We start from the raw sequence: 13,096 nt of genomic DNA, 5'->3' as shown, positions 1-13,096 counted from the left end.
GTATTTTGTAGCATCCACCCATTCTGCGGTGCCCCGAGGGGCGCGTAGAGCCCGGGACTTCCGAGATCTCCCGGAAACGATCTCTCGGAAACCCCGCCCACAGGAACCCTAGGATCTCCTCGAAACTCCTAGGGGCCCTCAAAACCAAGGAACCGAAAAGGACTTTATGACGATGAGCTCCGACAACTTCCCCACCCTCCCCTCTGATCTGATCCCCGCCGATGGCCGCTTCGGATGTGGCCCGTCCAAGGTGCGCCCCGAGCAGCTCCAGGCCATCCAGGACCACGCTGACATCATGGGCACCTCCCACCGCCAGGCTGGTGTGAAGGATGTCGTGGGATCGGTTCGCGAGGGTCTCAGCGAGCTCTTCAGCTTGCCGGACGGCTACGAGATCATCCTGTCCCTCGGTGGCGCCACGGCGTTTTGGGATTCCGCCGCGTTCGGCCTGATCCGCAACAAGTCCGCTCACCTCACCTACGGCGAATTCTCCGGCAAGTTCGCCAGCGTGTCCAAGAAGGCTCCCTGGTTGGATGAGCCCCAGGTCGTTGCCGCTGAGCCCGGCACCGCCCCCTCCCCCAGCGAGCTGGATGGCACGGATGCCGACCTCGTTGGGTGGGCTCACAACGAGACCTCCACGGGCGCCATGGTTCCCGTCACCCGCCCGAACACCGAGGCCCTCGTGGCCATCGATGCCACCTCCGGCGCCGGCGGCCTTCCCGTCGACATGAACGAGGCCGACGTCTACTACTTCAGCCCCCAGAAGTGCTTCGCCTCCGATGGTGGCCTGTGGCTGGCTGCCTTCTCCCCCGCAGCTCTCGACCGCGTGGAGGAGATCGCTGCCACCGATCGCTTCATTCCCGCCTTCCTGGATCTGAAGACGGCCGTGGATAACTCCCGCAAGAACCAGACCTACAACACCCCGGCCGTGGGCACCTTGCTCATGCTCGACAACCAGGTGCAGTGGATGAACGCCAACGGCGGTCTGGACGGCATGGTCAAGCGCACCACCGAGTCCTCCTCCATCCTTTACAAGTGGGCCGAGAACCGCGCCGAGGCAACCCCCTTCGTGGCTGATCCGAAGTCCCGCTCCCTCGTCGTGGGCACCATCGACTTCTCCGACGATATCGATGCCGCCGCCATCGCCAAGATCCTGCGCGCCAACGGCATCCTGGACACCGAGCCGTACCGCAAGCTCGGTCGCAACCAGCTGCGCATCGGCATGTTCCCCGCCATCGATCCCTCGGATATCGAGAAGCTGACCGGCGCCATCGATTACATCCTCGATAACGGCCACGCCGCCAAGTAGCCACCCCGAGTAGCCGCCAAGTAACCAACCACCGCGGCACCACCCCCGTCGTCGAACGTGGTTGGAGCACGCGGGTGGAGTACGCGGGTTACGCACCGATACGTTCAACCTTTAGCTAAGGTTGGATGTATCACATGATCCCCGTCAGCAGGAGGTACCCGTGCAAGAGCTGAAGTTCATCGCAGCCGAGAGCGATTCGTCATCGCTCATCTTGCGCGCAGTGGATGCAGACACCGAATTCTTCCTCCCGGTGACCGGGGATCTTCGTTCTTTTCTTCTCGACGCCGCTACGTCCGCCCCTTCCCCCGCTCAGCCTGTCGCGCCTGCCAGCGCCAGCAACCCGCAGCTCGAAGCGGTGGAAACCACGGAAGACCCATCGCCTAACCCAGCATCCGACGCAGATTCGACCGAAGCGTCTGGCAGCACAGCGGAGGCAACAGCCGCCACATCCGCTGGCACTGACTCGTCTGACTCGTCGGCCGAGTCCGCCCAGCCCCGCCCTCGCCGGCCCCGCATTTCCCTGAGCCCCCGCGAGATCCAGGCCCGGATCCGGCACGGCGCGAGCGTCGCTGAGCTGGCAGAGGAAACCGGCTCAGACGAGTCGCGCCTCGAGCCCTACGCGTGGCCGATTCTGCAGGAGCGCTCCCGCATCGCCGATTTGGCGCACTCCGCCCACCCGGTGAGCAGCGAGGGCGCGTCCAACCTCACCCTCTGGGAGGTCCTGGCCACGGCTCTTGCCGCCCGCGGCGAGAACCTCTCCGACTCCGAGTGGAATGCCTACCAGAACCCCTCGAAGAAGTGGATCGTCACCGTGACGTGGGAGAAGTCGGTAGCCGGCCAGACGTCGCTGCACGCCGCAGAGTTCCAGCTGGACCTCGACCCCACCGGCCCGTCCCTGGCGCACCCGTACAACAGCATTGCGGGCGATCTCATCGATCCGCGCTACGGCCAGCCCGTTCGCCACGTCGCCCCGGTCACGCCTCTGTCGGCTGTTCCCCAGCACGAGGCCGACTACCCCGCCGATGATGGGCGCGATCAGGCCGGATCCGCTCGCCGTCACCCGTCGGCCGCAGCCCGCCACGGCGATCCATCGAACAACGATTCCGGCACCACTCCCGCCGGCTCCCCCAACGATTCCGACGAAACCCCCGCGGAACAAACGGACGAGTTCCTGCTACACCCGCAGAATCAGCCCGACCGCTCGCGCCGGAAGCGCAAGGCCGTCACCCCGCACTGGGAGGACGTGCTCCTCGGCGTTCGTACCAATCCCAAGAAAAAGAAGTAGAGCCCAGCCGTGACTCTCGTGACTCTCTGGTTTGTCAGCGCTGCTGAGCCGCGCACCGTCCTCGCCACAGAACCCCACGCCGACCGCGGCTTTGCCCGCAAGTATCTGGCGCAGCTCAACCCAGCGTGGCCGCTGACGCACATCGGTGATTTCGACATGACGCGCAGCACCTCCCCCGGCGCCCACGAGTTCTACATTGGCGCCTATTCCGGCCTGTCCGTGGTGCAGACGATCATTCCGGACCTCCGGCGCCTCTCCGAGCTCCCGGAGCGCTACCGCATCCTCGTGCCCGCCGCTGATGTGTACGCCACGGCCGTGGCCGATCACGCAGATACGGAATCTTTTGTGTCCGTCGGCGATGATTCCTTGGAAGATAGGCTCGACGCCACCTACGGCGGCTTTGCCCACTGGTCTGGTGGGGAGCTCAAGCGGTCGTTCTGTGCCACCCGCGAAACGGTTTTTGAGGACATTGGATTGCCCGCCCCCTTCGAGTTGAGCTTTTGGGAGGGCACCACGGAGGCGCAGGGCATCCAGTTGCCGTTCGTCCCCCGCGAGGCGGCCGCCACGGCGGCGCAGGAGTGGCTCGGCTTCCCCGTCTCCGACGACGGCCCGACCATCCCCATCGCGGCGTTCGCGGTGGATGGGCGCCCGGAGGCGAAGTCGAGTGAGTACGACGGCCTGACGCACGGCAACTCACCCCAAGCGCGCGATGGCAACGTCTCCCTCTACTCCGACGAGCAAGGATACGACGATTACGCCGCCCGCGGGCCCGGCGAGGAACCAAGCGGCAAGGATGTCGCCAAGAACGTGGTCAGTTCCGTGGTTCGAGCCACGGGGTCGGGCGTGCGCAAGGGCCTTCGGGGGCTGCAGGGGATCTCGCACAAGATCGGCGACGAGGTCCGCCGCCGCGCCCGCGGCAACAACTAGCGCCCAGCCAATTCACTGAGCCCAGCTAGTGCGCTGCGGCGTAGAACCCGATCGCCGCGGCGGTGGCCACGTTGAGGGAGTCAGTGCCGGGTGCCATCGGGATCGCCGCGCGGATATCCGCAGCCCGCATGGCGTGCTCCGTGAGGCCCGGCCCCTCGGCTCCCACCATGATGGCCACCCGCGCTCGGGCACTATTCGCACCGGCATTGTTTGCGCCAGCATTGGTAGCACGCGCTCGAGCTTCGGCCACCGCTTCCTGTAGCGACACATCCGTGTTCGGCGTAAGGGCAATGACGGTGTAGCCGCGTCGGGTAAGTTCGGTGAGATCGTGCTGCCACGTCGTCGTGGTGCCGGGGAACTTCGCGAACGGGGTGCGCAAAACGTGCCCCATGCTCACGCGCACACTGCGGCGATACAGGGGATCGGCCGTGGCGGCGCCGAAGAGAACGGCATCCACGCCCAAGCCGGCGGCGTTGCGGAAAAGCGCCCCGATGTTTTCGTGATCCCCCACGCCCTCGAGCACCGCGACGATGCCGCTGGCCTGCCCGGCCTCCCAGCGGGCGTCGACCTCGTCGAGGACCTCGCCCACCGTGGCGGGCTCCACCCGATCCGCCGCGGCCACCAAACCACGGTGCATGTCGAAGCCAGCCACCTGTTTCAACGTCTCGCGGGACACCACGTAACAATCCGGAACGGGCTGGTCGGTGGGCAGCGTGGTGGCGTCGGATGACAAAGAAGACAAAAATGAATCCAGCTTGCCGGGAAAGCCCACCACACACCGCACGGGATAGCGGCTCGCCAGGAGCCGAGGAACGACCAGCGGGCCCTCGGCGATGACGAGTCCCTTCCCGCCGGGCAGATCCGGACGATTATCCGAGGAGTTGAGATCCCGAATGTCGTCCAGGCGCGGGTCGTCGGGGTCATCGATGCGGATGGGGCGGGGCAAAGCTGAAGTCACGACACGTGAGTTTACCCGCCGTGACTAGTGCAAAGCATTCATCACGGGGTCCACGGCGAAGTAGACCACAAACAAAGCCGCCACAATGTACAGCAACGGGTGAACCTTCTTGGCGTTGCCGCTGACCAGCGCCATTGCCACGTAGGCGATGAAGCCCACGCCGATGCCGTTGGCGATGGAGTAGGTAAACGGCATGATCACGATGGTGAGGAACGCAGGCAGGGCGATCTGGAAAATGCTGAAGTCGATGTCGCGGATCTGCGCCATCATCATCGCACCCACGATGACCAGCACGGGAGCGGCGGCCTCGATGGGGACGATCTCGTAGAGCGGGGTGAGGAACATCGCCACGATGAACAGCAGGCCGGTCACTACGTTGGCCAGGCCAGTGCGGGCGCCATCGCCGATACCAGCGGCGGAGTCCACGTACACGGTGTTAGATGAACCGGACACGGCACCGCCCACGACGGCACCGGCGCCCTCGACCACGAGGGCGGTGCGCAGGTTGGGGATACGATCGTGCTCATCCACAAGCCCCGCCTGCTTGCCGAGGGCGGTCATGGTGCCCATGGCGTCGAAGAAGTTGGCGAGGACCAGGGTGAACACCAGCAACGCTGCGGCGAGGGCGCCGATGCGGGTGAAGGCGCCGAAGAGATCGACCGCGCCCACGAGCGACAGGTCCGGCACGCCACCCAGAGAATCGGGCATGCCCGGAACGGCAAGGCTCCAACCCTTGGGGTTCGGCTTGCCATCCACCATGGAGGGGCCGGCGCCGGCGAAATGCTCCACGATGAGCGCGATGATCGTATTCAGAACGATGCCGATGAACAGGCCACCGCGCACGCCACGCACCACCAGGGTGCCGCAGATGAGCAGGCCGATGATGAACACGAAGGTCGGCCAGGAGGCGATGGAACCGTTGATGCCGAGGCCCACGGGAACGGTGGTGTGGGCGTCGTCGGGCAGGCGGCGTACGAAGCCGGAATCGACCAGGCCGATGAGCGCGATGAACAGGCCGATGCCCACGCCGATGGCGGACTTCAGCGAAGCCGGAATGGAGTTAAAGACGGCCTCACGGAAGCCGGTCACGGCGAGGACGACGATGACGATACCGTCGATCACCACCAGTCCCATCGCCTCGGGCCAGCTCAGCCCCTCGGAGGCCACGAAGGTCACGGCCACGAGGGTGTTGATGCCCAGGCCGGCGGCGATGCCGAAGGGCATCTTGGCGATGAGGCCGAAGGCGATGGTCATGACACCCGCGGCGAGGGCGGTGACTGCTGCCACGCGGGAGGTGCCGAGGACGTCTCCGTTGAGGTCCGCACCCGTGCCGAGGATGAGGGGGTTGAGGATGATGATGTACGCCATCGCGAAGAACGTGACCACGCCACCGCGAACTTCGGTGCCGATGGTGGAGCCGCGTTTCGAGATGTCGAAGTAACGGTCGAGGAAGCCGGTTTTTCCGGTTGTTGCTGTGTGGTCTGCCGTGCGATCTGCTGTGCGATCTGCTGTGTGGTCTGCCATGTGGTCGGGGTCTCCCCATGCGTCAGGGGGCGCGTGCCGAGGAACGCGAGCCCAAAAAGGATGGTTGGCGCTGAACCGCTCAGCCGCTGAGACGCTCAGGTTCTCAGCTGCTTGACTGCTCAGCTACGTAGTTGCTTAGTCACTTAGCCACGTTGAGTACGTGCAGTACATCGAATACGTGGAGGTCATTCATGAAACGTCTGACTTTATAGTCAGATCTTAAAGAAACCACCGTCTGGCATGAATATGCAACTAAGAAGGGGCTTATCTGACAAGCACCTAGGTTTTACCTAAGTGTGTGGCGCTATTGATAGGCGCAGGCGTACTGTGGGCACCATGAGCGATACTCAAGACACCCAAGAAACCCAAGACACCCAAGAAACCCAAGACACTCAAGAAACTCAAGAAACCCAAAACAGCAAGCGGCCAACCCCCGATCCCGCCGAGAAGAACGCCTTCTTCCCCTCCCAGTACTCCCTGTCGCAGAACACGTCCGCCAAGACAGACTTCGACGGCACCGAACACAAGGGCGAGTACACCGAAGGCCGCTGGAAGGTTCTGGTCATCGCTACCGAGGAACGCTACCTCGAGATGGGCAATGGCACCCTCTTTTCCACGGGCAACCACCCGGTAGAGACCGCCCTCCCCCTGAAGCACCTGCTCGACGCAGGCTTCGGCGTGGATGTCGCGACCCTCGGCGGCAACCCGGTGAAGTTCGAATGGTGGGCCATGGCCGACGACGATGATGCCGTTGTCGAGACCATGAACGCCCTCGAGGACAAGTTCCGCCACCCGCTCAACCTCACCGAGCTCCAGCCGACCCTCGGCGCGGACTCCGATTACCTCGGCGTGTTTATCCCCGGCGGACACGGAGCCCTCAACGGCCTGCCCAGCAGCACCGTGGTGCGCGATACTCTCGACTGGGCGCTGGATAACGAGCGTTTCGTTGTCACTCTGTGCCACGGGCCGGCCGCCTTGCTGGCCTCCGGCGTGGGCCGTGACGAGTCTCGCTTCAAGGGCTACGAGGTTGCCGTCTTCCCCGACAGTCTGGACAAGGGCCCGAACAAGGATGCGGGTTACGTCCCCGGCGAGATGCCCTTCCTCTTCGGTGAGGAGCTGAAGAAGCAGGGGCTGACGCTAGTCAACGATGACATGGCAGGCACCGTTCACCGCGACGGACTGCTCCTCAGCGGCGACAGCCCGCTGGCCGCCCACTCCTTGGGCAAGCTGGCAGCCGACGCCTTTATCGAAGCGGTCAATAAGTAACCCCCCGACCTCCAACGACGGCCTCCACGAAGGTTTCTACAAAGGCCTTTACCAAGAAGCCGTCAGCCCCAAGCGCTGCGCCACCATCTCGGTGATGCGCAGCGCTTGTTCTATGGAGACATAGACAACGCCCGCCTGCCCGGCGCCACCAACCCCGGTAGCCTGGGCAGCCTCGCGCATCGCATCGGGGTGAACCGCCCACACCCGCGAGCGGCAGCAGAAGTCTTCGCGCAAGTTCGCGCCCGGGGTAAACAGAACTGGCAGCGAGACGCTCAGCTCCCGACCATCCCAGTCCCCTTGGGCCCGCGACGAATCCAGTGTTCCCTCTCGGAGATTCACCACGATCGCCTCGCCCGTCCGTGGACACTCCGAGCGGATTTGCGTGGCCTCACTTCCAGTCACGTGAACGAGCAGCGCATCGAAGAAACACCACGTCCACGCCTGGTAGTCCCCTCCTGCCAGCCCCCGAATCTCGTGCACGGTGGGGCGCCTGGTCACGATGCTTCCCTCCACCACATCCCCCACACACTCCGCCCCCACACACTCCGCCCCCGCAGACTCCACGTCCCCAAACTCCGTTGCCGGAAAAGCCAGCACCCGCTCGCGGCTCTTCGCGTCCCACTCCCCCATGTCGACCGGTCCGTACCGCAATCCTTGGGCCAGCCGCAGCCAGACCTCCGCCCCACCCGAGCTAAATCCAAATGCGGCGTCGAGCCGATCGGCCAAGGCCTCCGCAACAGCCTCCGTCGACACTTCACTACTGGCAATATTTTTCATTTAAGCCATCGTAGCAGCCTCGCCACATCACTCCGCCCAGCGCGACACCCCACTGTCGTCGTAGGCCCCATACTCCCGCCCGCCGTGGCCGAGCGTGTCGCCGATCATCTCCGGCTCTGTCGCCGAGTGCGCCCCGCAGCCGTAATCCTCCTGCACCACGCGCCCATCGGCCGAGAACTCGTTGGCACACACGCCAACCTCATTGTCCGCCGAATCCAGCGGCAAGTAGAACGCGCACGTCTCGCACGTCATATCGGCCTGCTTCGCGAACTCACTGTGCGGGCCGTACTCACCGGCGCGCCAGCGATCCAGCGCCTCGGCCAGCCCTTCGCGCGAGAGCGTCTGCTCCGAACGCGGATTGCGCACGAACCCATCGCCGTCGGTTAGTTCTGACCACGCGACTAGCCGCTCGTCGTCGTGCCGAGGCGGAAGGATATCCCCGGGGCCCAGGTCGCCGGGCTGAATTCGGTCCTCGTAAGGCACCCATTCCGGCGCCAGCGTGGCCTGCTTACCTGCCTGCAGGCTGACTTCATTCACCGTGATCTCGCCGCTGCCGGGCACGCTCGCCAACACGGCGATCCATTCCCATCCCTTATACCCAGGCATGAGACTGCGGAAGCGGTGCACCACCGCCCCGCTCTCGGTGACGGTCACGCCGATGTGTTCCCCCACGTGCTCCTCGCCGAGTTCCTCCACGACCTCGCGGGCCACCTCGACCGCCTCTGGGCTTAGCAGGATCGGGTCGGTGGCCGGGCGCCGCTTTCTTCTCCGGTTACTCATTGTTCCAATTATGCCCGCCTCACCCATCCATTCCCATTCGTCAGCTCCATTAGCTCCATCAGCTCTATTAGCTCCGTTCGCCACGTTGCTGTCCCACGCCGCCTCGTATACGGCAAGATGGTCTCCATGCGTATCGCCGCCTTCTCGCCTGTTTCTTTTACTCGACGCCACCCACCACGCGCAGCAATCACCGCCGCCCTCATGACGGGAGCGCTGATGCTCACCTCCTGCAGCGGGGATTCTTCCGACCCCACGAATGCCGCTGGACAAGCAGACGGTGGCGTCGAACAATTAGAAGCCACAATCGTGGCAACGCATCCCTGGGACAAAACGAGCTTTACCCAGGGCCTGCAGGTAACTGGCCCCGACCAGCTGCTCGTGGGCACCGGGCAGTACGGACAATCGCGGATCTACCACTCCACGCTGGCCGGTCAGCAAAGCGATAGCCACGACCTGCCACCCGAATTCTTTGGCGAGGGCGTGACACAAACCAACGACCCGGCCGACCCCGCCCACCCGATCGTGTGGCAGCTGACGTGGAAGGCCGGCAAGGCGATCAAGCGCGCGGCGGACACCCTGCAACAAATCGGCGAGGCCAGCTACGACGGCGAAGGGTGGGGCCTGTGCGCCCAGCAGGACCGGCTGGTTATGAGCGACGGCTCCGGCACCCTCACCTTCCGTGACCCGGGCACGTTCCAACCGACCGGAACGGTCGAGGTCACTCTCGCCGGGCAACCGACGAGCATGCTCAACGAGCTCGATTGCGCCACCGACGGCACCGTGTGGGCGAACGTGTGGCAGACCAACCAGATTTACCGGATCGACCCGGCCAGCGGAAAGGTCACCGGCGTGCTGGATACTACGAACACCTTTCCCGCCGCGACGAAACCGGGCGCCGATGTACTCAACGGCATCGCCGAGGTGCCGGGATCCACGCCGCCGCGGTTCTACATGACGGGCAAGTGGTGGGACGAGCTGTATGAGGTCACAGTCCAGCCGAGGCGGTAACAGCACAGCGTGTGCTCTAGGATCAACACCGTGAGTGATTCAGCTGAACAAACCACCAACACGCCCGCGCCCAAGAAGCTCAGCCGCAAGCAGCAACGCAGGAAGCAGCAGCGTAAGCAGCTCGCCACGGCGTTGGCGATCCTCGCGGTGGTCGTGGTGATTATCGCGGCGGTGATTTTCTACAACCGCTGGAAAGACGACCAGATCGAAACCCTGCCACAGGATCAGCGCATCACGGCCGTGGTGAACGGCCAGGAAACGGAGGTTCCCCCGTACTCCGCTTGCCAGATCGGCGACAAGGACTGCAAGCCCGGCGAGCCTTTCGTGCTCCACGTGGGCGATGCCAAGGAGTTCACGCTGAAGATCCCGCAGGACGTCTACGACCACGATTGGTCCCTGCTGCAGATCTTCGATGACCCGGGCGCGAATGCCGAGAGCTACTTCAAGGCCAACGAAAAGCAGGAAATAACCATCCAGACGACCTCCGATAAGAAGGCCGCGGACGGCACCACCCCGAAGCTGGCCGTGGTGGAGGTTCACACCATGCTCATCGGCCTCGACGGCAACGGCGAGCAAACGCCCGTCGGCACCGTGTGGGCGCTTCAGGTCGAGAAGTAAACGGCCCCGACGCTCCCCCGACAGCGCCCCTAGCGAGCGCCCCTAAGCGTCGATCTCGCGGGCGATAGTCCGCAGGATCTCCGCGATCTGGCGGCCTTCCTTGCTGTCGGGGCGTCGGCCGGACTGCAGGCCCGGCAGCACGCGAGAATCCAGCAGCGTGATGGTGTCTTGCACCATCTGCTGGAGCTGCTCGGTGGAGAACTTGTGCTTGGCGCGGCGCGGGCCCTCGTCGAGCACGGTGACGGTCAGGGCCTGCGGCCCGCGGCGCCCGGCCACGAATTCATACTCGAGGCGCTGGCCCTTGACGAGCTCCGTGACGCCCTCGGGCAGCACTTGGGAGCCCACGTACACATCTTCGTCGCCGGGGTTGCTGACGAATCCGTAGCCGCGCTCTGGGTCGTACCACTTCACTTTGCCGGTGGGCATTGGTTTGTTCCTCCTGTTGATTTGATTAGCGGGGTTGCGTGAACTTTCTCCGACGCTTCTTGCTCGTTTTCTCTTCTTGCCTCGACCCCACCAGCTTCCACTCCCTCAGCGTCCGCTGGTGCCTCATTATCCGGTGCCTCATTGCTCAGGTGATGCGGCCCGAGGTTCAGTGCGAGCTGCGACTAACGATCGTGACTACAGGCCGTGTCTGCGGGTTGTTTCTACAGGCTGTTTCTACCGATCTGCACACCGCCTCTGCACATCGTCTTTGGGCATCGTCGGCGCTTGGCGCGACATCCCATCCGCGTTTCGGGTTCACACTGTGGCAACTGAGAGATGGATCTGGTGTGGGGCGCGTGGCGGCGTCGAGAAAAAGAAAAAGTCTAGAAGCTATGCCGGAGCCGCGAGCGCCGATGATGTCGGCAGGGATCGCGTCTGCACAGGGTGGACACCGTTATGCACGGCAATTCAACCATCGGTGCGACCTCCTTACTTTCATCATCGCTGCCACCATCGCCATCATCACCATTCGCGGGGATCCGTATGGGTTGGTCCGGTTTCGTCTGGATTGGCTCGGATTGGCCCAGATTCGATGGTGGTCATGCGCGACTGTGCGGCCAGATTGCAACCCCACGCTGTGGGAGACGTATCTGCTGAATTAAAGGCTCAAGGATACCCGCCGCGCGGTGGCGGTTCAACTACCGAACCGTGTAACTGCGGATGACTGTTGTCTCTGTCAGGGACTACGTCTATGTCGGAGACAAGGAAGACACTGACGATCTAGGAGAAGTAGTCGCTTGGGGCGGCACCTCTCGGGCCTTCAGCTCGACCTTTAAACCCGACGTCAATCCTGCCTCTTAGAGCGACCCCTGTGGCCCACAGGGGAAATCACATATTTCACATAGGTCACAGCAACATGTGATCTTAATCACATTACGATTCGGTAACGAATTGGGTTCAAATGGATAACTTCCAGCGTGAGGGGCATTTTTGATTGCCGTTCACCTTCCAACACCGTGACCGAAGCGGCATCTGGGCGTGACTGTTTCGTAATAAACCGTTAGCGTTAGTTCCCAACAACCCGGTGCGGGGATGGTCGCCTCTGGCGCTTCACCTACCGAACCGGGGACTGATCGAGAAACGAAACGAACGGTTCTCCACCGCTCTACGCTCCCCACATCAAGGGAAAAACCGGGGAGCTCTGAGGACCGAAGAACCCGAAGGGACACTCTACAAGCATGGCTTTCAACACCAAGACCTCCCGCTTCTCCACCGCTGCACGCCTGACCGTAGCCGGTGTGGCCGTGGCTGCGGGCTCCGCAATCCTGGCTCCGACTGCCAGCGCAGCCCCCGATTCCGACTGGGACCGTCTCGCACAGTGCGAGTCCGGCGGTAACTGGCACATCAACACCGGCAACGGCTACTACGGCGGCCTGCAGTTCTCCGCAGGCACCTGGAACGCATTCGGTGGCCAGGAGTTCGGCGCCTTCGCTCACCACGCTAGCCGCGAACAGCAGATCGTCGTAGCCGAGCGCGTGCTGGCCGCACAGGGTTGGGGTGCATGGCCCTCCTGCTCTAAGAAGCTGGGCCTAAACTCCGCACCGACCCCGCGCACCGCTCCGGGTCGCCCCGCAGCAGCTCCGGCTCCTGCCGCTGCTGCTACCCCAGCTGCCGCTAACCAGCAGCTCGCACAGGCCGCTACTGTTGGCCAGCTCGACGACATCTACAACGGCATTGTCGCGCAGGCCCGCAACGCTGGCGTGGCCGTTCCCCAGCAGGTCACCGACCTCTACCAGAGCCTCCGCGCCCAGCTGAGCAACGCTGTTGCTCCGGTGGCTGGCCAGGTTCAGGGCATCGCTGATCAGGCTCAGGGCATCACCGGCCAGGTTCAGAACCAGGTCCAGGGCTACGCAGCTCAGCTGCAGGCGGCTCTGCCCCGCTAAGCCTCCCGTAGCCGAACTGGTACTGGTCGGCTGCCGGGTAAGCGCTGAGGCGTTTAAGGCAGCTACCTGACGTGCACGGTATTAGACCTCCACGCGTTGAAGTGGGGGTCTTTTGCATGCACGAGCCGTTTTCAGACCCGGCTTTGAACACCAGGCCGGGGTAGCGAAGGTCGTTGCTTGGCGGGGCACAGGTGGTGTGGTTGCGTCCGGATTCCGGATCGGCTGGCTCGGTTCGGGTTTGAAGTCAGGTGGTACTCGGTGCTGGGTTGCTGGGTGTC

General features: G+C 63.8%; 12 protein-coding genes. 7 read left to right on the top strand and 5 right to left on the bottom strand.

Annotated features, from left to right (window positions below):
• Positions 1-172 precede the first annotated feature (172 nt).
• The 3 genes from serC (at position 173) to LA343_RS04515 (ending at position 3,518) form a co-directional block, all read left to right on the top strand.
• Complete coding sequence (serC, locus tag LA343_RS04525) at positions 173-1,306, top strand: phosphoserine transaminase (RefSeq protein WP_025402169.1); 1,134 nt, start codon at positions 173-175, stop codon at positions 1,304-1,306.
• Between the two features lie 160 nt (positions 1,307-1,466).
• Complete coding sequence (sepH, locus tag LA343_RS04520) at positions 1,467-2,591, top strand: septation protein SepH (protein ID WP_025402168.1); 1,125 nt, start codon at positions 1,467-1,469, stop codon at positions 2,589-2,591.
• Between the two features lie 9 nt (positions 2,592-2,600).
• Positions 2,601-3,518 carry a DUF6928 family protein gene (locus LA343_RS04515; protein WP_025402167.1) on the top strand — a complete coding sequence of 306 codons (918 nt, stop codon included), beginning with the start codon at positions 2,601-2,603 and terminating at the stop codon, positions 3,516-3,518.
• A 25-nt stretch (positions 3,519-3,543) separates the two neighbouring features.
• On the opposite strand, the gene LA343_RS04510 is transcribed toward LA343_RS04515, so the two are convergent.
• Together LA343_RS04510 and LA343_RS04505 are read right to left on the bottom strand one after the other, a co-directional pair.
• Positions 3,544-4,476: a TrmH family RNA methyltransferase gene (locus LA343_RS04510; protein ID WP_039910864.1), complete on the bottom strand. Its 933-nt coding sequence runs from the start codon at positions 4,474-4,476 to the stop codon at positions 3,544-3,546.
• A 24-nt stretch (positions 4,477-4,500) separates the two neighbouring features.
• The gene (locus LA343_RS04505) at positions 4,501-6,000 is read right to left on the bottom strand and encodes an NCS2 family permease (protein ID WP_025402165.1); all 1,500 of its coding nucleotides are present in this window, start codon (positions 5,998-6,000) and stop codon (positions 4,501-4,503) included.
• A 336-nt stretch (positions 6,001-6,336) separates the two neighbouring features.
• Between LA343_RS04505 and hchA the strand changes: the two genes are divergently transcribed.
• Positions 6,337-7,266 carry a glyoxalase III HchA gene (gene hchA, locus LA343_RS04500; RefSeq protein ID WP_052337625.1) on the top strand — a complete coding sequence of 310 codons (930 nt, stop codon included), beginning with the start codon at positions 6,337-6,339 and terminating at the stop codon, positions 7,264-7,266.
• 48 nt (positions 7,267-7,314) lie between these two features.
• On the opposite strand, the gene merB is transcribed toward hchA, so the two are convergent.
• Positions 7,315-8,043, bottom strand: a complete 729-nt coding sequence (gene merB / locus LA343_RS04495; RefSeq protein WP_081737269.1) for an organomercurial lyase — start codon at positions 8,041-8,043, stop codon at positions 7,315-7,317.
• A gap of 27 nt (positions 8,044-8,070) precedes the next feature.
• Positions 8,071-8,823 (bottom strand): DUF3027 domain-containing protein, encoded by a 753-nt coding sequence (locus tag LA343_RS04490; RefSeq protein ID WP_039911163.1) that lies wholly within the window; start codon positions 8,821-8,823, stop codon positions 8,071-8,073.
• Positions 8,824-8,949: 126 nt separating this feature from the next.
• On the opposite strand from LA343_RS04490, the gene LA343_RS04485 reads away from it, so the two are divergent.
• Positions 8,950-9,831, top strand: a complete 882-nt coding sequence (locus tag LA343_RS04485) for a glutaminyl-peptide cyclotransferase (RefSeq protein WP_224209220.1) — start codon at positions 8,950-8,952, stop codon at positions 9,829-9,831.
• Positions 9,832-9,861: 30 nt separating this feature from the next.
• Complete coding sequence (locus tag LA343_RS04480) at positions 9,862-10,449, top strand: DUF2771 domain-containing protein (RefSeq protein WP_025402160.1); 588 nt, start codon at positions 9,862-9,864, stop codon at positions 10,447-10,449.
• A 42-nt stretch (positions 10,450-10,491) separates the two neighbouring features.
• On the opposite strand, the gene LA343_RS04475 is transcribed toward LA343_RS04480, so the two are convergent.
• Entirely contained in the window at positions 10,492-10,875 is a 384-nt protein-coding gene (locus LA343_RS04475; protein WP_025402159.1) for a cold-shock protein, read from the bottom strand.
• Between the two features lie 1,238 nt (positions 10,876-12,113).
• Here LA343_RS04475 and LA343_RS04470 point away from each other — a divergent pair.
• Entirely contained in the window at positions 12,114-12,818 is a 705-nt protein-coding gene (locus LA343_RS04470) for a resuscitation-promoting factor Rpf1 domain-containing protein (RefSeq protein ID WP_025402157.1), read from the top strand.
• The last annotated feature ends 278 nt before the right edge of the window (positions 12,819-13,096 follow it).

Source organism: Corynebacterium falsenii (assembly GCF_020099275.1).
In the GTDB taxonomy this organism is placed as follows: domain Bacteria; phylum Actinomycetota; class Actinomycetes; order Mycobacteriales; family Mycobacteriaceae; genus Corynebacterium; species Corynebacterium falsenii.
This window is presented reverse-complemented; position numbering and strand designations above follow the sequence as displayed.